Genomic DNA, 23,007 nt, shown 5'->3' on the forward strand with positions numbered 1-23,007 from the left:
TAGCCGAGGAGGCTCGGCACCTCCCCGCGGAAAGCGAGTGACTGGAGCGCAATGGAACGAACATGTGAAGGCAACCCATTCTTAGCAACAATCTTTACGAAATCAGTCTTTTATAAAGATCTCTTAACACTATTAAGAAAATCTTAAGATTTACCCTTAGTAATTGTTAATATTTAATGGTTATGCTTACAGTAATCACAAAAGACACTCAAAATAAGCTTGAAAGGAGGAGGAAGAAAGTGAATTCATTTACTATTTTAGTCGTTGATGATGAAAAAGAAATTCGAGATGCGATTGATATTTATTTGAAAAACGAGGGTATCACTGTTTTAAAAGCAAAGGACGGTATAGAAGCCTTAGAAAAGCTTAATGAAGAGAAGGTTCATCTTATCTTACTCGATGTAATGATGCCTAGGCTTGATGGCATCACAACCACGTTTAAAATAAGAGAGCAAAAAAATATACCCATTATCATTCTAAGTGCAAAAAGTGAGGACACAGATAAAATCTTAGGGTTACAGGTAGGTGCTGATGATTATGTAACCAAACCTTTTAACCCGCTCGAATTGATTGCTAGGGTGAAATCTCAATTGAGAAGATATGTCAACCTTGGTACATATGAAGGAGCCAATCAATTAATCAATTTAAATGGACTTACGCTTGACCAAGAATCAAAAGAAGTGACAGCACATGGCGAAGTAGTTAAGTTAACACCGATAGAATATAAAATTGTTGAATTATTAATGAAATATCCGGGTCGTGTGTTTTCTATTAACGATATTTATGAACGCGTTTGGAATGAGCCTAGTTACAATGCCGAAAATACAGTGGCTGTTCATATTAGGAAAATTCGTGAAAAAATTGAAATTGATCCGAAAAATCCAAGATATTTAAAGGTGGTATGGGGAGTTGGATACAAAATGGAAAAATAGTTTGAGAGTAGTTGGTTGGTTTGTTTTACTTACTTTTGGGTTAAGTGGAGTCTTAACCGCTGTTTCTCATGGTCCTTACTATATGTTTAATTATTTCAAAACGTCAGAGTATGAGTATGAATTAGAGAATTTTATTGGAAAACTAAGTATTTATGAATTAAATCAACTGCCGATAGAAGAAGTAAAGGCTTTAATTAAAGTTAGTGATGAGGAAATTCATGAGCATCGTTATCGCCACGGTGATCTTTCAGAACAGATTGCTAGTATACAAGATCAATATGAATATCGAATCGAAGAAGCAACAGCAAATGACAATCAAACCGTTGCAGATGCGCTGATTGCAGAGAGAGATAAAAAGATAGAAGATATTTCGAATAATTTTTCGAGCGATGAGTATGTGCGGGACAAAGTGTATAAAGAAAAAGAGAAAATAATTGATGAGTATTATCAAGAATTAGAAAGAAATCAAGCGGAATTTAATCAACTGAAATCTAGTTTTCGCTATTATTTAAGGGATGTTGAATCAGGTGAAGTGTTTACAAATGTTAAGTTGGAACAAGGAGAAATAAATAATCTCTTTAATAAAAGGGACATGTATGACATTCGTCAGTATCCTTCTTCTAGTCAAGGCCATCTTTTTACTCAACATTTTGGGACACCAGGTGTTTATTACGATGTTGAGATAATAGATCAAGTAGTCAATCAAAACCGTCAGTTTGAAGGGAAAATTGCAGTACCGAAATCACTTCAACGTAATAGCTTTATTATCGCAAGCTTGGAAAGCTACCAAAAGAGAAAGGTTTATTATGCTACTCTAGCCATAATAGGAATTCTTTCCTTGTTAGCTGCTTTCTATCTCTATAAAAGAAAAAGAATTTTACAAGTTAACGATTTTACATGGTTTAAAAGTTACTATGATCGTTTACCCATTGATGTACAAATCTTTTTCTTTGGATTTTTTGCGCTAGCAGCCTTGTTTAGTGTCACGCAGTTAACCGGGCTTCCGTATAATTTGATGAATCAATTGTATCCTTTTTTAAAAGGCTTAGTTAAGCATCTATTCATTACAACCATATTTGTCTCAGGAACAATTATTCAAGCAATACTGCTTAAAGATATCGTGAAGAGACCGTCTGTTTTCAAAGAGCAGTGGAAGGATGCTTTATTGTATAAAGGTTGGATAACGATACAAGAAGCTTTTGTAAATAGAAGATTGGGGACAAAGGTTCTTCTTTTGTTGGGCATTGTATTTGGATTCGGCTTGGCTTTTGCTGTTGTTTTTTTCGAACCGTTTCTGATTGTGCCATATATGCTAGGATTTATTGTTGTTGGTCTGCCGATCATGTACATTCTTTTTAAAAGAATCGGATATTTAAATCGGATTATTGAACACTCAGAACACCTTGCCAATGGTCGTCTTGATGTTGAGTTGCCAGAGAAAGGAAGGTCTGTCCTTGCCCAACTAGCTCGTAATATAAACACATTAAAATCGGGTGTGAAAATATCACAAAAAGAACAAGCGAAAAGTGAACGATTAAAAACAGAGTTAATCTCAAATGTCAGTCACGATTTACGTACACCATTGACGTCAATCATTACGTATACAGAGTTACTAAAGTCAACTGATATCACAGAAGAAGATCGCACTTCTTACATTGAAATTATTGACCGTAAGTCAAAACGTTTAAAAGTTTTAATTGATGATTTATTTGAAGCGTCAAAAATGGCTAGTGGAAATATTGAATTATTAAAAGAAAAGGTTGACCTCGTCCAGTTGCTTCAGCAGGCGCTTGCTGAGTATAACGAGTCAATAAAAGAATCGAGTCTGCAATTTAGAGTCCAGGCACCAGAAACACCAATTTATGCAAATGTTGATGGTCAAAAAATGTGGAGAGTATTTGAAAATTTAATTGGGAATATCCTCCTTTATTCTTTAGATCAAACGCGAGTGTATATATCAGCTGAAGTGAAGAATAACGCAGCGCTTATCACGTTTAAAAATGTGACTAAGTATGAATTAGGTGATAGTGTCGACGAGTTATTTGAACGTTTTAAACGAGGTGATACCTCACGACACACCGAAGGATCAGGTCTTGGTCTAGCAATAGCAAAGTCTATTGTTGATTTGCATGGTGGCCAATTAGATATTGAAGTAGATGGTGATTTATTTAAAGTGATTGTAGCAATCGAATTATAATCATATGTAGAGATGAAAACCAGTTGGGGTTCATCTCTTTTTCATTTTCACTTTGAATTGAATGTACATAAACAGGGAATATTACCCTTAGAAAAAAAGAAGGTGGTAAGTAAAATGACCGTTACTGAAATTTTAATTCGCGCAACCATTGGTTTTGTCGTTCTTTATATTCTATGCCGCTTGTTAAATAAGAAATTAATTGCGCAAATGACTTTCTTCGATTTCGTTGCTGGGATTACGATAGGGTCGATAGTGGCGAGTTCAATGATAATGAAAGATGTTCCAATTTGGATCAGTATGATCGGGTTAATTACGTTTTGCTTTTACACGTTTGTATCTAGCATTATTGCATTAAAAAGTATGAGAGGTCGGAAAATCTTAGAGGATGAAGAGACGTATCTTATTCAGAATGGCCAAATACTTGAAGAGGGCTTGAAGAAAGTAAGAATGACGATGGATTCTTTACTTGTTAATCTAAGAAAGAAAGGTTTCTTTTATGTGGATCAAGTAGAAACAGCCATCATGGAGACGGACGGTACTGTAACTGTTTTAGCTAAACCAGCCTTTCTCCCGGCGATGCAAAAAGACGTATTAAATATCCAAGCTAGTCGCGGATTAGCACAGGCGTTCATTATTGATGGGAAAATCCTACACCAAAGTCTAAAAATTTTAGGAAAAGATGAAGGGTGGATAAGAGACCTGTTAATCGAATACAACATACCTAAGCTCCATGATGTTTTTTTTGCTCAAATAGATGAGTTGGGGACTATTTATATTGATCTCCGTGATGATTATATACCAAAACAATTCAACTAAAAACAAAAAAGCAGCCAATCAATATGGCTGCTTTAATTTTCTAGTCTAAATTAATATCCTTTCTGGTAATCAACTAAGTTAACGCTTAAAGGCTCAGCTGCTAAATAATTCTTTAGATTAGGAATGAAAATATTTTCAATGACACGCTGATCGTAAAATTGAGTTGAACCAGATGTGTGAGGAGTGACAATGACTTGTTCCATTTCCCATAGCGGACTTTCTTCCGGAAGAGGCTCAGTTGCAAAAACATCTAATCCAGCACCAGCTATTTCTTTCTGTTGAAGCGCTGAGATTAAATCGGATTCTATGACTATTTCACCTCGGCCAATATTAATAAAAAAAGCTGATGACTTCATGGCTTGAAATTGTTTTGAGCCAAATAAATGATGTGTTTCATCCGTGAGAGGTAGTGTAACGACAACATAATCACATCTAGATAAAATGTGGTCTAGTTGATTAACCGTATGCATTTCATCTACATATTTTGTTTGTTTCCCTGAATGACGGATTCCAAGAACATTCATCCCAAAAGCTTTTGCAATTTTAGCTGTTTCTTGGCCGATGGCTCCAACTCCAATAATTCCAATTGTTTTATTATGAATTTCTAGGTTCATATTTGCGTGATGCCATGTTTTGGTTTGTTGATTTCTAACATATGTATGAATTTTTCTTGTTAAACCTAACATTAAGGCGAAAATGGTCTCAGAAATAGGAAAAGCATGAACTCCATTTGCACTTGTTAGTTGGATAGATTTGTCTTCTAATTCTTGCAATGGAAGAGAATTAATACCGGCTGACCACGTTTGAAGCCATTTTAGCTTAGAATTTTTTTGTTGAAGTAGTGTACTCATTTCTTTTTTCCAACCAGCAATGATCTCAGCCTCAGACAAATCTTTTTCCCAATTAGAACGATCCCGCCCGGTGATAATTTCCCAATCCGGTATAACCTCATGAATTTTATTTGTTAACTGTACATTAATATCTTGGGTAACAATTAGCTTTCGTTTTGCCATAATTGATCCTTCCTTTCAAAAGGTTTCTAGTTAATTAAGTTTTTCATATTTCTATTCATTTTACAATTATTTTCCGTTTACAAACTTAAAACAAATAAAATAGTAAATGTCCGTCTTAAGACGGAGGGAGTTTCCACCTCAAAGCCGAATCTTTACTACGGAACTTCTTGTATAGTTTTCCTATGATTGAATATATTGGAAAAGGATTTAAGAATGATCATAGCTTGGAGGATGAGGAATGGAACAATTAAGGTTTTTATTGAAAAGAAAATTAGTGGTCGGATTGATGGTCTTGTTTATTGTTTTTATTGGTCTTTTTACTACAACAAAGCTCGATCAAGAACTGATGCCACCTATCACTTTTGATGGTGCAATGGTTCAAGTCGATGCTGGTGAAATGACAACGCTAGATATTGAAAATACGATCACTAAGCCAATTGAACAAGCTATTCAGTCTATTGATGGAATAAAATCAATAACATCTTCTTCTTCTATAGGAAGCAGTGCATTTACAATTCAAATAGAGGAAGGTAGAGGGGAAGAAGTTACAAAGAACATAGAGTCCACTTTAAATGGTATAAAAACGCAATTGCCTGATTTACGAACGCTCACTGTTATTCCATTCTCTACTACGGGGTCCTATGAATTTTTTATGGATATATCTAATGGAAATATGAATGATATGACTAGTTTCGCTAAGAACACGTTAAAACCAAGGCTCGAATCATTAGCGGAAGTGAGCAAAGTAGATTTAGTTGGGCTTGAAGAAAAAGAAATGGTTATTGAGTTAAGGTATGATAAAATTCAAGAATTTGGAATAGATGTTAATCAAGTTATAAGTGCGATTCAGCAAGCGGATCAAGATATAGCAATTGGTGTTTTGTCTGACGAAGTTAATGAACCAACAATTAGGTGGAACACATCCATTCGCTCTAAACCTGATTTAGAAAATATCGCGATAGCTACTTTAAATGGACCACAAAAGATAAGTGATTTTGCTGTTGTGAAAGAAAAAGTTAGTGATCACTCAACCGGTGTATGGAAAAATGGCGATCAGGATTTTATCTTTGTTCAAATATCTCGTGTACCAGATGTGACACAAGTAGCCATGGCAAAAGCAATTAGATCTGAAATTCAAGCAATTAAAGATGAAGGGTTAGTCACTCAATTTGAGTTGGAAGAGGTTGTTGCCCAAGCCGATTATGTGAGTGATGCGATCGAAGGAGTTTCTAAAAATGTCCTGATTGGTGGTGTTCTTGCTCTTGTGTTTCTCCTATTATTCTTAAGGAATATTAGAGCAACAATTATTGTTGGACTATCAATACCGATTTCAATTTTATTAACTTTTACGGTGATGTGGTATTTTGACTATAGTTTTAACATGCTTAGTTTAATAGGTCTTGGACTAGGGATTGGGATGATGGTAGATGCTTCCATAGTTATCCTTGAGTCTATTTTCAGGAAAAAGGAACAAGGGATTGCCAATATAGAAGCAGTCATTCAAGGGACGAAAGAAGTAGCGACGGCTGTTATTGCCTCGATGTTGACAACAATTGTCGTATTTGTTCCCATTGGCTTACTTGGTGGAGAAGCTGGGAAGTTTATGGTTATCTTATCTGTTGTTGTAATTATTACTCTTGTGAGTTCAGTGGTCGTATCTTTTTCAGTTATTCCTGCTTTATGTGATAATTTTTTGCGTATCAGTGCGAAAAAGGAAAAGCATAAACCAGAAAAAATTAGCTTTATTTATGGTTCATTTGTGCAATGGATGGGATTGAAAAAGCGCAATCGTTACAGCGTAATTTCTTTATTTATTATTATGTTTGTTAGCTCCTTATTCCTAGTATCGAAAATCCCGATGACTATTATGCCCGATGTTTTTAATCGTTATGCAGAAGTGATGATTCAGTTAGAGCCTGGTGTGACGCCTTCTGAAAGAAATGAGATTGCTACAGCTATAAGCAAGCAACTTAAAGATGTTCCCGATGTGACTAACACCATTATTATGGATGACATTTCAGCAATGTACGCGATTATCAACATGTCCAAAGCAGAAGAAGCGACACTTGACCAAATCGAAGTGAATGAGCTTATTTATTCTTCGCTAAGAGAGTTAGAGGATGAGTATCCAATTGTTAATGTGTTATCACCAATGGGAATGGGTGGCGGAGGAGTTGTCGCTCTTGAACTGAAAGGAGCGGAATTACCTGAGCTTCAAACACTATCTACAGAAGTGATGGAACAGTTAGCAGAAGTAGAGGGATTAACAGGGATTACAGCAAGTTCCGAAAGGTTTTTAACAGAAAAACAAGTAATTTTAAAGGGAAACTCTATTGAAGAAGATAATTTAATACCAACTCAACTTAAACAAATATTAGAGCTATGGTTCACTGCGCTACCCTTAGGCAACCTGATCACACCTGAAAATGAAATGCAGAGAATGGTATTAACTGTCGATCAGAGCATAACAACCGAATCTCAATTATTAGGTGTTGAATGGACAACACCAACTGGAACGACTGAACAACTGTCTAAATATATCGACTTTAAGACAGTTGAAATTCCGGCTGAAATAACTCGTGTAGATGGAGAAAGATATATAACGGTCTCAGCGGAAATCCAGGGACGAGATTTAGGATCTGTGAATCGGGATATACAAAATATTTTAAATGACTTCAAGGCTCCGGAAGGTTATACAATCTCAATAAGCGGAGATTTAGAAGCCCAACAAGAAGCAATGATGGAAATGATTATAATTGTCGGTATTGCTTTATTCTTAGTTTATTTTGTGATGGCTGTTCAATTCAATAGCTTAACACATCCACTAATTGTTATGTCGATTATTCCGATGACCATTACAGGAGTTATCATTGGCTTGTTTGTTACTCAATTTGAATTAAGTATTATGTCTGGAATGGGGATCGTGATGTTAATAGGAATTGTACTAAATAATGCCATTCTCTTAATTGATCGAATCAATCAGTTAAGGAAATCTGACGTAGATGTAAACACGGCTGTGTCAGAAGCGGGGAGAACAAGGATGAGACCGATATTAATGACTACACTAACAACGGTAGGAGGGATGTTGCCACTTGCATTAGCAACAGGTGTTGCAAGTAGTTATCAAGCTCCACTTGCAGTAGTTGTGATATCAGGGTTATTATTTGCAACGCTAATTACACTCATTTTAATTCCAGCCGTTTATTTGATGTTTGGAGATTTTTCCAATGCAATGAGTAAAATGAAAAATAAAATAAGAAAAGGCAAAGGAATGGATCAAGTGAATTCTTCAGTCGATGTTTAACAACTGAAACCTGAAGGTCTTTAAAATAAGTTAGTTAACTTGTATGCTTATAAAAAAGGAAGGAGAGTGTAGCTTTTGTTAAATAAGATTCACCATGTAGCTATCATTTGCTCAGACTATCAGCGATCCAAGAGCTTTTATGTTGAAACTCTAGGGTTAAAAGTTATAAAGGAAACTTATAGAAAAGAAAGAAATTCATATAAGTTGGATTTACGCATTGGAGAAACAGAACAGATAGAACTTTTTTCTTTTCAAGGTACACCAGAACGACCAAGCTATCCGGAAGCAAGAGGATTACGACATTTAGCTTTTGAAGTTAATGATATTGATAGTGTAAAGAAGTCATTAGAAGATAAGGAAATTATCGTCGAACCCATTCGAGTAGATGAGTTGACAGGAAAAAAATATACTTTTTTTCAAGACCCTGATGGCCTTCCTCTAGAGCTTTACGAGTCATAGGAAATCTTTACCACTAAGAAATTTGTATATGTTTCTGTAAATCTCACACAATAGTTATTGAATACGAACAAAGCGAGGTGAACAGAAATGGCAAGCAACAACAGTAATGAACTATTAGTTCCTGGCGTAGAGCAAGCACTAGACCAAATGAAATACGAAATCGCTTCTGAATTCGGAGTTCAACTTGGTGCAGAGGCAACAGCTCGTGCAAACGGTTCTGTTGGCGGCGAGATCACCAAGCGTCTAGTTCAACAAGCTGAATCACAGCTTGGCGGTTCACGCTTCTAATTTAGGAACTCTCTAAAGTATAGGATTAAATTAATTAGTTGAAACCCTCACCTTTTTGTGAGGGTTTTTTCTGCCTTTTAGGTTTAGTTTCTTTGTTTTTAGTAAATAGTCATAGAGTAAGTGAAAAGAAATCAAGGAGTTGGTAGAATGTCTGATGTATTATTTACTGCACAAGCTAAAGCGATAGGTGGAAGAAACGGTCAGGTGACATCTGATGATGGTGTATTAAATCATAAATTGGTTATGCCAAAGGGGACAAGCGCAGACGCCGAAGGAACAAATCCTGAACAACTATTTGCTGCGGGATATGCTGCTTGTTTTGATGGGGCTTTAAACTTAGTAGCCTCTAAAGAGAAGAAGGAAGTTGAGACAGAGATAAACGCTGAAGTTAGCTTAATGAAAGATCCTGAGGATAACGGATATAAAATTGGGGTTGTCCTTCATGCAACAGTCAAAGGAGTATCACAAGAAGAAGCAGAAAATCTGGTACATAAAGCGCACCAAGTTTGTCCTTATTCAAAGGCGACTAAAGGGAATATTGATGTAAAGTTAAACGTAATTAGTCAATAAATGATTGTAAAACCTCGAAGTTAGAAAGCTTCGAGGTTTACTCGATTTAAAAGCCATGAGGTTGTTTCTTTAAATAACCTTTTCTTCCAATGATGGTTAGCAAATGTATGGTCACCACCACTTATTAAAGTATAATCAGTAGCTTGTCCCTTTCTTTGTAGAAACTCTAGATAAAGGTTAATATTTTTTACGGGGACATCATGATCTTGATCGCCATGAATGAGTAAAACGTCTCCTTGATAAGAAGTAATGGTTTGAAGTGGGTCATGTTGCTTTAGATCAGTAAAAAAGGCATGACTTAGTAAAAAGCCGTTATAATCAAATGTGCCTTCTATTTCGGCGGTTTGCACAGCTTCTTCCCCTGTTATCGAGGTAATATCTGTATAAGGTCTAGCAACTGGAGACCAAAGTACAACTTGTTTAAATTGTGGGTACTTTGGTGCCGTTAAAGCTGTAATGGCACCACCTAAACTATGACCAATTAATGTTATTTCCTCTGGATTAACCCCTTTTAAACCAGAGACATATTCAATTGCGGCATTAAGCTCATCAAGTTGTTTTGTCACAGTTACATGCTCATATTCTCCATCGCTTTCACCGCATCCACCAAAGTCAAACCGAAAGCAGATAAAACCATTTTGAGTTAGATAATTAGCAGCTTGATAAAATAAGCGATGCGCGCCAACTTTATTCCCAATAAATCCATGTACAAAAATAATTGCGGGCGCAAGTTCAGTTGCGCTATCTGGGTAATGGATGGACGCTGATAATTTATTATGATGAAACCTAGTAGTAGTTGATTGCATATGTTCACCTCTTGAGTAAAGTATAAACGAACAATTTCTTAAGGACAACAAAAAACTCATTAAACTTATTTGTTTTATCGGGATTTAGTTACAGAAATATCACACCTTGTAATTTTTTTGTAACTAATTGAAGAAGGAATTATTGGATTTTCCCTTCTACTACATATCCATAGTCTTCAACCCCGCTTAAAATATGACTGTCATAGCTAAGTTTCGTATGAGGTAAGAAAGATTGAGTTTCTCCCCCTTTGATTAGAAAGGGGAATATTGGGTCAGCTAAAAGGCCAATTTGTATGAGGAACGTACAATAAAACACTTTTCGATTTTCTTTTCTCCAAGTAACAATAAGTGAGATTATCTTAGGGGCAATAAAAGTTAGTGTATCTGAAAATTCCAACTTCTCTCTATTCTATTAACTTTCTTCCATCCTATCATACGTCTTGTGAGTTATCTAGATTGTCGAAAGAAAACTAATTTCCCTTTTTTATGTATAAATGAACATGAACTGGAGAAAATGGGGGGTAGCCAACTTGGGTGAGTTTTCCTTTTATTTAGAAGGCCCACCTAGGGACGACTATGAAAATGAGATGGAGGTCGGATGGGAATGAGGAAAGTACTGTCCATTATGTTAAGCATCTGCCTAGTGTTAGGATTAATAGCACCAATGGCGAGTGCTGAAGAACAGAAAGCGAAACTAGCGGAAAAAGCATCTTCAGCTATTGTAATTGAAAGAGATACAGGAGAAGTGATCTTTGATAAGAACAGTAACGAAAAACTTCCACCTGCAAGTATGACAAAAATAATGACGATGCTTTTGATTATGGATGCCATTGATAAAGAGGCTCTAGCTTACGAAGATGTTGTCAGAACAAGTGAGTATGCGGCTTCGATGGGAGGATCACAAATCTTCTTAGAACCTGGCGAAGAAATGACAGTAAGGGATATGCTAAAAGCTATAGCGGTAGCATCAGCAAATGATGCGTCAGTAGCGATGGCAGAACATATTGCTGGAACTGAAGAAGAATTTGTTTCGATGATGAATCAAAGGGCAGCAGATCTTGGGTTAAAAAATACAAATTTCATGAATACCAATGGACTTCCTGCCGAAAATCACTATACTACAGCCTATGATCTAGCAATGATCTCAAAAGAACTATTAAAGTACGAGGATATTACCCAGTTCACGGAATTTACGAGGATTATTTAAGAGCTGATACCGAAGATAAATTTTGGCTTGTGAATACAAATAAGTTAGTTAAATTTTATCCTGGTGTTGATGGTTTAAAAACAGGCTTTACAAGAGAAGCGATGTATTGTTTAACAGCAACCGCCGAGAAAAATGGCATGCGAGTCATCACTGTTATTATGGGAGCACCTTCACCAAAAGAACGAAATGCTCAAATTACGTCAATGTTAGATTATGCGTTCAGTCAATACCAAACACATAAACTTTATGATCGGGATCATATTCTTGCAGACGTTGAGGTTAATAAGGGTGATAAAGACACAGTCCCAGTTGTAACGTCTGAATCTGTTTCGATTTTAACGAAAAAAGGAATCAAAATAGATGATGTGGTTGAAAGATTGGAAGTTAATTCAAATCTCCATGCACCTATTAAACAAGGAGAGGTAATCGGAACATTATTCATTGAACGCGAAGGTGAAATCTTAAGCGAGACACCGCTTATAGCGGGTGATGATGTATACGAAGCTTCTTGGTGGAAACTGTTCAAACGAGTCATTGCGAAATTTGGAGCGGCCTAACGCTTTTTTTGACAACTTTCTTCGAATGAAGACTAGTTTTGTCACCTAGCAGGAAGTAGCTAGGTAAAAAGCGAAATTCTCTCTAGCAAAACAAATGGATGGAGAATCATCTATTTTACAACTCATGAGATTGATGAGCTAACTAGAGGGAGTGATATGTAGTGAGTTTACGCATTGATTTAGAGCAAAAAGGAAGCGTCTTGCTCGTTCGTTTAGAAGGAGAGCTTGACCATCATACGGCAGAGGAATTAAGAGGACAAGTTGAGCAAATATTAGCAAACGGTTCAGTAAAGCATATTGTCTTAAATCTGGAACTACTTTCTTTTATGGATAGTTCTGGTTTAGGTGTCATTCTTGGCAGATACAAACAAGTCAAAGCAAACGGAGGAGAAATGGTCGTATGTGCGATCTCTTCATCCGTAAAACGTTTATTTGAAATGTCAGGCTTGTTTAAAATTATTCGTCTAGAAGACAGTGAACAATTTGCTTTACAAACTTTGGGGGTGGCTTAAACGATGTCAAATGTGATGGATTTGAAGTTTTCAGCTCAGAGCCAAAACGAGTCGTTTGCACGAGTGACTGTTGGAGCTTTTATTGCTCAGCTTGACCCAACAATGGATGAGATGACAGAAATTAAAACAGTCGTTTCAGAGGCAGTGACGAATGCGATTATTCATGGGTATCAAAATCGACCTGATGGCATGGTGTACATTCATTGTACGCTAGAAAATGGAACGATAGAACTTACAATTCGTGATGAAGGTCTTGGTATTCAAGACATTGAAGAAGCACGTCAACCGTTATTCACTACAAAACCAGAACTTGAACGTTCGGGGATGGGCTTTACTATTATGGAGAACTTTATGGATGAACTTCAAGTCGTTTCTGAACCAATGATTGGCACAACTGTCTATGTAAAAAAAACACTCACAAATAGCAAAGCTATGTGTAATTAAGGAGTTTTGCCTATGGATGTCGAGGTAAAACAACAGCAGAAGAAGCAGACGCATTTTTCCGATTCAGAAGTAAAAGAACTGATTGCGAAAAGTCAAAATGGGGACCAGGATGCTAGAGACTTAATTGTTAATCGTAACACAAGGCTTGTCTGGTCGGTTGTTCAACGATTTATGAATCGTGGCTATGAAGCGGATGATTTATTTCAAATCGGGTGCATTGGGCTAATAAAATCCGTTGATAAGTTTGATTTGTCTTATGATGTTAAATTCTCAACTTATGCTGTACCGATGATTATAGGTGAGATCCAACGATTCTTACGTGATGATGGTACCGTGAAAGTGAGTCGTTCTATTAAGGAGTTAGGAAATAAAATCCGCAAAATGAAGGATGAAATGACGAAGTCCTTAGGACGTACTCCAACGGTAAACGAGATTGCTGAACAACTAGAAATTACCCCAGAGGAAGTTGTGTTCGCTGGTGAAGCTAGTCGTTCGCTTTCTTCGATCCATGAAACGGTCTATGAAAATGATGGTGATCCAATTACACTACTCGACCAAATTGCAGACCAAACAGAAACAAAATGGTTTGATAAAATTGCGTTAAAAGAAGCGATACGCGATTTAGATGAGCGGGAACGGTTAATTGTTTACCTTCGCTATTATAAGGATCAAACCCAATCAGAGGTTGCTGCTAGGCTTGGAATCTCTCAAGTCCAAGTATCAAGACTTGAAAAGAAGATCTTAGAACAGATGAAATTGGAAATGGGAGAGGTTTAATCCCATTGGAAAAACCACTTTTACTTTAGTGGGCTTTTTATAAACAAACACCCCATCAGCGAAGGATGGGGTGTTTTGTTTATTTAGTAGCTTTTAAAAGGGCTTTAATCGTCGCAAAATGAAGACCTTCGTGATAAGAGATAAAACTAACTAGTTCCGAAACCGTATCGAAAGAGCGACCGCGTATTTCAAATGCTTTTTTTAATGGAGAATCAAGGTGGTTTTCAACCAAATCCTGTACAGCTTGAACTTGTTTAGCTGATAATTCTTCTAGTTCTGAAACAGAAGGTGGTTCATCTTTCCAATCAGCAGGACTAGTTCCCATGAAGAAAAAGTCTTTATAATTAGAGGGAAGAACTGGTTCATACTTTTCTGAGTGGCGTAAGATGCTTTCTGCGATAACCAACACGTGTCCTGCATTCCAGCGAATTGAATTAGAGAACCCCACTGGAACTGTGTCAAGTTGTTCAGGTGTTGCGGCTTGTAAACCTGAAATATTAGCAAAGCGTGCAAATGAAAATGCTTTAACGGCCATTAATTTCACTCCTTTGACTGGTTTAATTATATTGTATAAGATTTCCAATCAAAATGGAAAGGTTTTCATTTGGGCAAATTGAGATTACAACTCAAGTATTATTCAGTCTTTTTAAAAAGGTAGAGATTCATTTAGAACCTCTACCCCATAAAATATTAAATAAATAAGTTGGCTAACTTTTGTTTGAAATCTCCAGTTATAATGCCTTTTTCCGTAATGATTCCTGTGATTAACTCTGAAGGGGTCACGTCAAACGCTGGATTAAATACTTTCATTGTTGCTGTTGTAACTGCTTGTCCGTTTAATGTTCTAACCTCATCAGCATGACGTTCTTCAATCTCGATATCTTCACCAGTAGCTGTTGCTAAGTCAATTGTAGAAAGCGGTGCTGCCACATAAAATGGGACTTCAAGAGCATGGGCGATTAATGCAAGTCCATAAGTACCGATTTTATTAGCTGTGTCTCCATTTGCTGCAATTCGATCTGCACCAACTATCACTGCATTAATTCCTTTAGATTTAATCGTATGAGCAACCATATTATCAGTTATAAGTGTAACGTCTACCCCGAGTTGTTCAAGCTCCCATGCAGTAAGTCTTGCTCCTTGAAGCACTGGCCGAGTTTCGGATGCATAAGCTTTTAAGTTTATTCCTCGCTCTTTAGCAATGTAAAAAGGAGCAAGTGCAGTTCCGTAGCGCGCTGTTGCAATACCACCAGCGTTACAGTGTGTAAGTAAAGTATCTTCATCGTTAAATAGACCAACGGCATACTCTCCTATCGAACGACAAACGTCTTCATCCTCTTTCGTAATTAAATGTGCTTCATTTAAAATTACTTCTTTTGCTGTTGTTACTGCTTCAACAGATTCAATGGAAGAGAGTATGCGTTTAATTGCCCAAAATAAGTTCACAGCGGTTGGACGAGAAGATTCTAAATATGCTGCTTGTTTCTCTAGTTCTAAGCGAAACTCACGATAGTCTTGAATCTCTGACTGTTGCGCCCACAGAGCTAGCCCATATGCAGCTGTAATTCCTATTGCTGGTGCTCCACGTACCTTTAATACAAAAATAGCTTCCCATACATCTTTAATTGTAGTGAGTGTAAGAAATACAGTTTTACTTGGAAGTAGACGTTGATCGAGTAATTTAATAGAGTCGACGTTCCATTCAACCGATCGGATTGGAGAATTAAGCATTACTAGACACAACCTTTACTAGTTTATCTATAGTTGTCAGTTCATGACGATTAAGAATTAAGTGTTTACCTAATGTAAGAGCTTGTTTTTTGACAGCTATTCGAGCAGGTGAATCTTTGATGGACTCTACATCCTCCACACCCGCAAGTCCAATCATGCGACGAATCACTTTACAACCAGCAAAACCAACTGTATCTTTCCAAATATCTGCTAACGTTTGTTCAAGAAATCCATCGACTTTCATGAATGCATCTTGGGGGTATGAAATCCATAAGGAAGTAAACTCTTGCTCAAATACAGTCCATGTAGTAGTCAAGACATCTAATAAGTACTGTCTGAATTCCGCTTTCTTTTGTGGTTGATCACTTAAATGAGCATCTTGAGATAAATAATTTAAAATGATATTTGCTAAAAATGCCCCAATATCAAAACCGATTGGACCGTAGTAAGCAAACTCTGGGTCAATAACGAAGGTTTCTTCTTGACTGACGAAAATGCTTCCTGTATGAAGATCACCGTGGACTAGTGTCTCAGCTTTTGTTAAAAACAATTTCTTTAGCTTGGCAACTTCAAGTTTTAATGGTTGGTCTGCCCATATAACGTGTTCAACAAAGGATTTTAACTCAGCTTCAATGTTGTTCGTGTCATGGTCAAAAAATGGATCTGTAAACACAAGATCTTCAGTAATTTTACAAAGCTCTGGATTTATAAAACGACTGCTTTGAATCTTTTTCTCTTGCTGATTCATCCCGTAATCAGAATTGAAGAACAGGGTGTGAGCTAAGAAAGTACCAATATCTTTTGCTAGTTTCGGATATTGATGACCTGCAATGAGCCCTTTTCTTAAAATGATTAAATGTGAAAGGTCATCCATGATAGTAACAGCTAGCTTAGGATCATTGTAATAAACTTTAGGGGTGAGTTTTGGTACAAGTTGATACGTTCGTTGTAACGATTCGCTTTCAATACGAGCACGATCCAATGTGAGTGGCCAGCTATCACCGACTACTTTTGCATAAGGCAATGCCTGTTTTATAATAATTGAGTTTCCGCTTTCGATATGGAGAATGCGAAAAACTAGGTTTAAATTACCATCACCTATTTCCTCGGCTGTAAGCTCATCATGTAGGTCGAATAATTGCAAATTTTTACTTAATTCAATTGCTGTCTTTGTATTTAGAGGTTCATAAACCTGTTCAAGTTGAGTTGTCATTTGGTACCTCCTAAAATATGATGTTTTTTAAAAACGCAAAAATCCCCCTGATAAACAAAATCAAGAGGATTGAAGCAGTACGTTCGTTCCTCTCATCTCTCAGAATGACGTATCATTCTGTTGGAAGTAGCACCATTGCTTAAACAAGCCGGTTGCCGGGCGTCATCGGTCCAATTCCCTCAGCCTTCTCATGATAAGAGTTATATAAAAATATTATTTTCTGTCATCTTACACTTGAACTAGTAACCTGTCAAATAAATAATTGAAAATTTTGAGTTTATTTAACTTGATAAAATCGTTTATTTGAGATACTACTAAAGAAAGTTAAGTCATCTTGAAAAAGGATTGACGACTATGAAAAATGCTGTCATAATTCAAAACTATCAAAAGAGTAAAAAAACTTTGAGATGTAGTTAAGTTGGCGCATTTTACGGAGGTAGAATAAATTGAATGAAGTACAAGCAACATATCTTCTTGATGCAAAACTAGACAGTTTAGAAAAAAAGGCTGAGGCAATTGCAGTCGGTTTAACAGTTGGTTCTTGGACAAATCTCCCAGCTGTTGAGCAAAAACAGTTAGAACGTCATAAAGGAAGAGTGATTCAAACGAAAATGGTCTCTGATCAAAAAGCGATCATTACCATAGGTTATCCAAGCTTGAATTTTTCGAATGACATCCCTGCGATTTTAACAACCACTTTTGGGAAATTCTCCCTGGACGGAAAAGTAAAATTAATGGATCTGTCTTTTAGTGAAGAGCTTAAAAGAGACTTTGCTGGTCCACAGTTCGGCATCGAAGGAATAAGAGCTTTGACGAATACATATGATCGTCCGTTGTTAATGAGTATTTTTAAAGGTGTAATTGGTAGAGATCTTAACTCCTTAAAAGAGCAAATGAAAGCTCAAGCCCTTGGTGGGATAGACATTGTTAAAGATGATGAAATCCTCTTTGAAAACGATGAGACGCCACTAGAAAAACGTATCCCCGCTTGCCAGGAAGCGCTGCGAGCCAGTTATGAAGAGACAGGTAAACGTACTCTTCATGCTGTGAATTTAACAGGAAAAACAATGGAATTAAAAGAAAAGGCATATAAAGCCGTTGAATTAGGAGCGGACTTACTTCTGTTTAATGTGTTTGCTTATGGCCTAGATGTTATGCAAGCACTTGCCGAGGATCCGAACATTCCTTTACCTATTATGGCACACCCTGCATTTTCTGGAGCGATGATTTCTTCTCCTGATTTCGGAGTCGCACCAGGGTTGTTATTAGGAAAGCTTGCTAGGATGGCAGGAGCAGATTTATCTCTTTTTCCTTCTCCGTATGGGTCTGTTGCTATGGCAAAAGAGGAAACTCAAGCAATTGCACGTCATTTAACAGAAGAAGATCAATTTAAAAAAGCATTTCCTGTTCCATCAGCTGGAATTCATCCTGGTTTAACGCCTAAATTAATAACTGATTTTGGCATTGATAGTATTATTAACGCAGGCGGTGGTATCCACGGACATCCGGGAGGTGCCACTGCTGGAGGGAAAGCGTTTGTTCAAGCAATTGACGCTGTTTTAAACAACCAATCGTTACAGGAAGCGGCAAGCGATCATTCAGAACTTGCAACAGCGATAGAGTTGTGGGGTGGGGAATGAGTACAGAACAAAAGCTAATGATTTTTTGTGATTTTGATGGGACGATAACAGAAAATGATAACATCGTTGCGATTATGAAAAGATTTGCCCCTCCAGAATGGGAGTCAATAAAAGAAGATGTCCTCGCCCAGCGCATGTCAATTAGGAATGGAGTAGGTCAGTTTTTCAGATTGCTGCCGTCATCTTTAAAAAAAGAAATGACTGAATTTATTTTACATGATGCAAGAATTCGAGAAGGATTTGAAGATTTTGTTGAGTATACAAAAAGCCAAGACATTGAGCTAATTGTAGTAAGTGGAGGAATGGATTTCTTTGTACATCCATTGCTACAGAAATACGATCTGCCCATCTATTGCAATGAAGCGAAATTTGATGAAGAGACTATTCGTGTCGAGTGGCCGCATGGTTGTGATTCTCATTGTGAGAATGAATGTGGCTGTTGTAAGCCTTCCATTCTCCGTTCAATAGGTGGACAACGCCGGAAAATTGTAATTGGTGACTCTATCACAGATCTTCAAGCGGCTAAACAAGCTGACTTTGTTATAGCCAGAGACTTTTTACTGCAGAAGTGTCAAGAGCTTAATTTACCTCATGCTTCATTTACTACTTTTTATGATGTAATTAAAATTTTAAAGCAACCTGAGGTGATGACTTGATTAAAGAATGGAAAGAGTTAGCAGCTGTTAAACGAGAGCTAGCGGCAAGAGGTTGGTTTCCAGGAACGAGTGGTAATCTTGCTATTAAGGTAAGTGACCATCCTTTAACTTGTCTAGTTACAGTAAGTGGAAAGGACAAATATAAAGAAACTGAAACTGATTTTGTCCTTGTTGATGAATGGGGAACACCTTTATCGGATCAAGGAAAGCCATCTGCAGAGACTGTTATTCACTTGGAAGTGTTTAAAAAAACCGATGCAGGTTGCAGTCTTCATGTTCATACAATAGATAACAATCTTATTTCTGAGCTTTATGCTGAAAAAAACGCGATTACGTTTCGTAATGTCGAATTAATTAAAGCATTTGATATATGGGAAGAAGATGGTGAATTAACGATACCGATTGTTGAGAACTGGGCTGACCTGCCTTCATTAGGTCGAGCAATAGGTGAGAAGATTCAACCAGATACTAAAGCCGTCTTAATTCGAAATCATGGGATTACGGTTTGGGGGAAAAATGCGTTTGAGGCAAAAAGGCATTTAGAAGCTTGTGAGTTTCTATTTTCCTATCAAGTAAAATTGTTACAAGCGAGAGCACTTAATTTAAAGGAGGTTTTATAAAATGGCAGTGATTAGAGTGAGAAACAACGGTGAAATAATTGAGGGACAAGAGAATGTCCATGCTTTTTTAGAAGAACAAGGAGTGTTTTTTGAACGTTGGGACACAGCCAAATTACCAGAGCATTTAGTAGAGAAATTTGACTTGTCAGATACAGATAAAGCAGAAATTTTAAAGGTATATGATCAAGACATTCGCTCACTTGCAAAACGTCGCGGTTATGTAAATTGGGATGTTATTGCTTTATCTGATCAAACCCCTAACATTGAAGAATTATTAAAGAAATTTGAACAAGTACATACACATACTGATGATGAAGTTCGAATCATCACTGCAGGACATGGTATTTTCATCGTTAAAGGAGATGGTGAAACAGGTTATTTTAATATTGAACTTGAAGCTGGTGATGTTATTTCTGTTCCAGAGCATACACCGCATTTCTTTACACTTATGGATGACCGTCAAGTTGTAGCAGTTCGTTTGTTTATTGATACAGACGGCTGGGTTGCACATCCTTACGAAGAAAAGGAACATCAAATTTAAATATATTGATCAAGGACAGCGATGTGCTGTCTTTTTTTATTTGATTTAAAAAAATTTCATAAATAATGACACATTTGGTCAAGTCTTTGCGTCTAATCAATGAATAATTCATGTTTAATTTGCAAACAGTAGAAAGTATGTATTCAGTACGCAAAGAATAGTAGGAGGAATAAAGATGTGTGGTTTTGTAGCGTGTGTTTATAATAAACCTTTAAAATACGATCAAAATACTAAAATAAGAGAAATGAATAAAGTCATCTCCCATCGGGGACCAGACCAAGAAGGATATATGACTGGTGAGCATGTTGAGTTAGGTTTTAGCCGATTAAGCATCATTGATTTAGAGGGGGGATATCAACCGCTCTCATATGGTAACGGACGGTATTGGATTGTATTTAATGGCGAAATTTACAACTATTTAGAATTAAAACAAGAGTTAATAGAAAAGGGAAATCGTTTTGAGACAGATTCTGATACAGAAGTCCTTCTTGCACTTTATAGTGAAGAAGGAAAAGATGCGGTAAAAAAACTACGTGGAATGTTCGCTTTTGTTATTTGGGATCATTTAAAGAAAGAAGCTTTTGCAGCTAGGGATCATTTTGGAATTAAACCATTATTTTATGCAGAGAACCAATTGGGATTAAGACTAGCATCTGAGAAGAAAAGCTTGGTTTCGGAAAATGATAAACTAAATAACCAAGCCCTTCATCATTATATGTCATTCCAATATGTTCCTGAGCCTTTAACTATGACAGAGGGGATTTTAAAACTTGAACCAGGTCACTACATAGTTAAGAAGCCGGGGCAAAAAATAGAGATAAATCAATATTTTAAGCCAGTCTTCAAACCAATCAATCAAACAGAGGAATACTGGAAATCGAGTATACAAGAGGTTATGTATGACTCCGTCTCTAAACATATGAGAAGTGATGTTCCGGTTGGCGCGTTTCTGTCTGGTGGGATTGATTCAACAATCATTGCAGCTGTAGCAAAGGAAATGAACCCGAAACTTGAGACATTTTCAGTTGGGTTTGATCATGAAGGATATAGCGAAATTGATGTAGCGAAAGAGACGGCCGGTAAACTAAATATAAAAAATAATAGTAAACTGATTACCGCTTTTGAATACGCGGACGAAATGCCTAAAATCATGTGGCACATGGACGATCCTCTTGCTGATCCAGCTTGCGTTCCTTTATATTTTGTTGCAAAGGAAGCAAGTAAGAAAGTGAAAGTAGTACTTTCTGGTGAAGGGGCAGATGAATTGTTTGGTGGCTATAATATTTACAGAGAATACCAAAGCCTCTCCTGTTTTGATTATGTGCCCAAAGTCTTACAAAGAGCGCTCAAACAATTAGCAATATTGTTACCTGAAGGAGTAAGAGGAAAAAGTTTCATAGAGCGCGGGACTACTCCTATAGAAGAGCGTTATATAGGGAATGCAAAGATGTTTAATGAAGAAGAAAAAAGACAGCTAATGGCTAATTATCAATCTCGTTTCAACAATGAATTAATAACATCGTCGATCTATGAAAAATCAGCGGATCAACATGTAGTTAATCGAATGCAACATTTAGATATGCACACATGGCTTCGAGGAGATATTTTAGTAAAAGCTGATAAAATGACGATGGCACACTCTCTTGAGTTAAGAGTTCCTTTTCTTGATAAAGAAGTATTCGAGCTAGCATCAAGAATTCCCGTCGATTGGAAAACAACAAACGGTACAACCAAATACATTCTTCGTAAGGCATTTGAAGAAATTGTGCCTGCACATGTATTTATGCGGAGAAAGCTCGGATTTCCAGTCCCAATCAGATTATGGTTAAAAAATGAGCTCTACGACTGGGCTTTATCGATTATTAATGAAAGTGAGACAAGTGTTTATATTGATAAAATTTACATGAGACAATTGCTTAACGAACATAAGCAGAATAAAGCTGATCATAGTAGAAAGATTTGGACGGTGTTGTCGTTCATGATATGGCACCAAGTTTATGTCGAAAAAAAATATGATGTAAACGAATGGATAACAAAACGCCGAATTCAAGAGGAACAAGAGATTGATCAATATGTGATGTAATGGAACCCGCTAGCGTCTTAAAGAGGCGTTAATGGGTTTTTTCCTTTTTTTTAGAATGAAGGAAGGAATGTTCAGTCATACTAACGTTACATTGGAAAATGGGATATAGAAGTAACGATAAGAGAAATAGCAATTCATCTCTCTGCAAGTGAAGAAGGGGGAATAGTAATGAACTCTGATGAGCAAAAGTTGTATCAAAAAAACATTAAGATCTATCAACCGAAAAGTCATATTTTTAAAAACGGATTAAAAGCTTTTGTTGTTGGTGGACTTATTTGTACTCTAGGTCATGCTATTAGTCAAATTTATATGCATTTTTTACCAATTACTCAGGAAGAAGCAATGAGTCCGACACTTGCGACGTTAATATTGTTAGCTGCGCTTGCTACAGGATTTGGTGTTTATGATAAGCTTGGTCAATTTGCTGGTGCAGGTTCACTCGTTCCTGTTACAGGTTTTTCGAATGCGATGACAAGTGCTGCTTTAGAGCATAAAAGTGAAGGATTGGTTTTTGGGATTGGGGCAAATATGTTCAAGCTAACAGGAGCAGTCATTGCGTTTGGTGTACTCTCAGCTTATTTAGTGAGTTTAACCAGATTACTTGTTGAAATGCTGATCAATTCGTAAAGGACGTGTTGGGG

21 protein-coding genes, 1 pseudogene and 1 riboswitch are annotated in these 23,007 nt (G+C 36.8%); of the genes and pseudogenes, 17 read left to right on the forward strand and 5 right to left on the reverse strand.

All coding sequences use genetic code 11. The features are described from left to right. Positions 1-239 precede the first annotated feature (239 nt). The 3 genes from JCM9157_RS17925 to JCM9157_RS17935 all read left to right on the forward strand — a co-directional run bounded on the left by JCM9157_RS17925 (position 240) and on the right by JCM9157_RS17935 (position 3,945). Positions 240-932 (forward strand): response regulator transcription factor, encoded by a 693-nt coding sequence (locus tag JCM9157_RS17925; RefSeq protein WP_035666892.1) that lies wholly within the window; start codon positions 240-242, stop codon positions 930-932. Next, positions 910-3,129 (forward strand): HAMP domain-containing sensor histidine kinase, encoded by a 2,220-nt coding sequence (locus JCM9157_RS17930; protein ID WP_035666893.1) that lies wholly within the window; start codon positions 910-912, stop codon positions 3,127-3,129. The genes JCM9157_RS17925 and JCM9157_RS17930 overlap by 23 nt, the downstream gene beginning before the upstream one ends. Before the next feature lie 114 nt (positions 3,130-3,243). Continuing rightward, positions 3,244-3,945 carry a DUF421 domain-containing protein gene (locus tag JCM9157_RS17935; RefSeq protein ID WP_035666895.1) on the forward strand — a complete coding sequence of 234 codons (702 nt, stop codon included), beginning with the start codon at positions 3,244-3,246 and terminating at the stop codon, positions 3,943-3,945. 50 nt (positions 3,946-3,995) lie between these two features. Here the strand turns inward: JCM9157_RS17935 and JCM9157_RS17940 are convergent, their stop codons facing one another. After that, the gene (locus tag JCM9157_RS17940) at positions 3,996-4,958 is read right to left on the reverse strand and encodes a D-2-hydroxyacid dehydrogenase (RefSeq protein WP_035666896.1); all 963 of its coding nucleotides are present in this window, start codon (positions 4,956-4,958) and stop codon (positions 3,996-3,998) included. A gap of 238 nt (positions 4,959-5,196) precedes the next feature. On the opposite strand from JCM9157_RS17940, the gene JCM9157_RS17945 reads away from it, so the two are divergent. From JCM9157_RS17945 to JCM9157_RS17960, 4 genes are all read left to right on the forward strand, one after another. Beyond that, positions 5,197-8,262, forward strand: coding sequence for an efflux RND transporter permease subunit (locus tag JCM9157_RS17945; RefSeq protein WP_052013241.1), 3,066 nt, complete (start codon positions 5,197-5,199; stop codon positions 8,260-8,262). 75 nt (positions 8,263-8,337) lie between these two features. Further along, positions 8,338-8,721, forward strand: coding sequence for an SMU1112c/YaeR family gloxylase I-like metalloprotein (gloA2, locus tag JCM9157_RS17950; protein WP_035666897.1), 384 nt, complete (start codon positions 8,338-8,340; stop codon positions 8,719-8,721). 87 nt (positions 8,722-8,808) lie between these two features. Next, positions 8,809-9,009 carry an alpha/beta-type small acid-soluble spore protein gene (locus tag JCM9157_RS17955; protein WP_035666898.1) on the forward strand — a complete coding sequence of 67 codons (201 nt, stop codon included), beginning with the start codon at positions 8,809-8,811 and terminating at the stop codon, positions 9,007-9,009. A gap of 147 nt (positions 9,010-9,156) precedes the next feature. Then, positions 9,157-9,579 carry an organic hydroperoxide resistance protein gene (locus tag JCM9157_RS17960; protein WP_035666900.1) on the forward strand — a complete coding sequence of 141 codons (423 nt, stop codon included), beginning with the start codon at positions 9,157-9,159 and terminating at the stop codon, positions 9,577-9,579. A 20-nt stretch (positions 9,580-9,599) separates the two neighbouring features. On the opposite strand, the gene JCM9157_RS17965 is transcribed toward JCM9157_RS17960, so the two are convergent. After that, positions 9,600-10,385 carry an alpha/beta hydrolase family protein gene (locus JCM9157_RS17965; protein ID WP_035666902.1) on the reverse strand — a complete coding sequence of 262 codons (786 nt, stop codon included), beginning with the start codon at positions 10,383-10,385 and terminating at the stop codon, positions 9,600-9,602. Positions 10,386-10,989: 604 nt separating this feature from the next. Between JCM9157_RS17965 and JCM9157_RS17975 the strand changes: the two are divergent. The 4 genes and pseudogenes from JCM9157_RS17975 (at position 10,990) to sigF (ending at position 13,882) form a co-directional block, all read left to right on the forward strand. Further along, positions 10,990-12,149: pseudogene (locus JCM9157_RS17975) on the forward strand (D-alanyl-D-alanine carboxypeptidase family protein). Between the two features lie 161 nt (positions 12,150-12,310). Then, positions 12,311-12,661 carry an anti-sigma F factor antagonist gene (gene spoIIAA, locus JCM9157_RS17980; protein ID WP_035666904.1) on the forward strand — a complete coding sequence of 117 codons (351 nt, stop codon included), beginning with the start codon at positions 12,311-12,313 and terminating at the stop codon, positions 12,659-12,661. Positions 12,662-12,664: 3 nt separating this feature from the next. Then, the gene (gene spoIIAB, locus JCM9157_RS17985; protein WP_035666906.1) at positions 12,665-13,105 is read left to right on the forward strand and encodes an anti-sigma F factor; all 441 of its coding nucleotides are present in this window, start codon (positions 12,665-12,667) and stop codon (positions 13,103-13,105) included. A 12-nt stretch (positions 13,106-13,117) separates the two neighbouring features. Next, positions 13,118-13,882, forward strand: a complete 765-nt coding sequence (gene sigF, locus JCM9157_RS17990) for an RNA polymerase sporulation sigma factor SigF (protein ID WP_035666907.1) — start codon at positions 13,118-13,120, stop codon at positions 13,880-13,882. Positions 13,883-13,961: 79 nt separating this feature from the next. Here sigF and JCM9157_RS17995 read toward each other — a convergent pair whose 3' ends face one another. From JCM9157_RS17995 to mtnK, 3 genes are all read right to left on the reverse strand, one after another. After that, positions 13,962-14,417, reverse strand: coding sequence for a DinB family protein (locus tag JCM9157_RS17995; protein WP_052013242.1), 456 nt, complete (start codon positions 14,415-14,417; stop codon positions 13,962-13,964). Positions 14,418-14,572: 155 nt separating this feature from the next. Next, entirely contained in the window at positions 14,573-15,613 is a 1,041-nt protein-coding gene (gene mtnA, locus JCM9157_RS18000; protein WP_035666908.1) for an S-methyl-5-thioribose-1-phosphate isomerase, read from the reverse strand. Next, the gene (gene mtnK, locus JCM9157_RS18005; RefSeq protein ID WP_035666910.1) at positions 15,606-16,826 is read right to left on the reverse strand and encodes an S-methyl-5-thioribose kinase; all 1,221 of its coding nucleotides are present in this window, start codon (positions 16,824-16,826) and stop codon (positions 15,606-15,608) included. The genes mtnA and mtnK overlap by 8 nt, the downstream gene beginning before the upstream one ends. An 89-nt stretch (positions 16,827-16,915) precedes the next feature. Next, a riboswitch (SAM riboswitch) is annotated at positions 16,916-17,026 on the reverse strand. A gap of 246 nt (positions 17,027-17,272) precedes the next feature. On the opposite strand from mtnK, the gene JCM9157_RS18010 reads away from it, so the two are divergent. The 6 genes from JCM9157_RS18010 (at position 17,273) to spoVAC (ending at position 22,993) form a co-directional block, all read left to right on the forward strand. After that, positions 17,273-18,466, forward strand: a complete 1,194-nt coding sequence (locus tag JCM9157_RS18010) for a 2,3-diketo-5-methylthiopentyl-1-phosphate enolase (RefSeq protein ID WP_035666912.1) — start codon at positions 17,273-17,275, stop codon at positions 18,464-18,466. After that, entirely contained in the window at positions 18,463-19,122 is a 660-nt protein-coding gene (locus JCM9157_RS18015) for a 2-hydroxy-3-keto-5-methylthiopentenyl-1-phosphate phosphatase (RefSeq protein ID WP_035666914.1), read from the forward strand. Before JCM9157_RS18010 ends, JCM9157_RS18015 begins: the two co-directional genes overlap by 4 nt. Continuing rightward, complete coding sequence (locus JCM9157_RS18020) at positions 19,119-19,742, forward strand: methylthioribulose 1-phosphate dehydratase (protein WP_035666916.1); 624 nt, start codon at positions 19,119-19,121, stop codon at positions 19,740-19,742. The genes JCM9157_RS18015 and JCM9157_RS18020 overlap by 4 nt, the downstream gene beginning before the upstream one ends. A 1-nt stretch (position 19,743) precedes the next feature. Then, on the forward strand, positions 19,744-20,283 hold the full coding sequence (locus JCM9157_RS18025; RefSeq protein WP_035666918.1) for a 1,2-dihydroxy-3-keto-5-methylthiopentene dioxygenase: 540 nt from the start codon (positions 19,744-19,746) through the stop codon (positions 20,281-20,283). A 175-nt stretch (positions 20,284-20,458) separates the two neighbouring features. After that, positions 20,459-22,366 (forward strand): asparagine synthase (glutamine-hydrolyzing), encoded by a 1,908-nt coding sequence (asnB, locus tag JCM9157_RS18030; RefSeq protein WP_035666919.1) that lies wholly within the window; start codon positions 20,459-20,461, stop codon positions 22,364-22,366. Between the two features lie 168 nt (positions 22,367-22,534). Continuing rightward, complete coding sequence (gene spoVAC / locus JCM9157_RS18035; RefSeq protein WP_035666920.1) at positions 22,535-22,993, forward strand: stage V sporulation protein AC; 459 nt, start codon at positions 22,535-22,537, stop codon at positions 22,991-22,993. Positions 22,994-23,007 lie beyond the last annotated feature (14 nt).

The organism is Halalkalibacter akibai JCM 9157, assembly GCF_000513135.1.
Taxonomy (GTDB): domain Bacteria; phylum Bacillota; class Bacilli; order Bacillales; family Bacillaceae_D; genus Halalkalibacter; species Halalkalibacter akibai.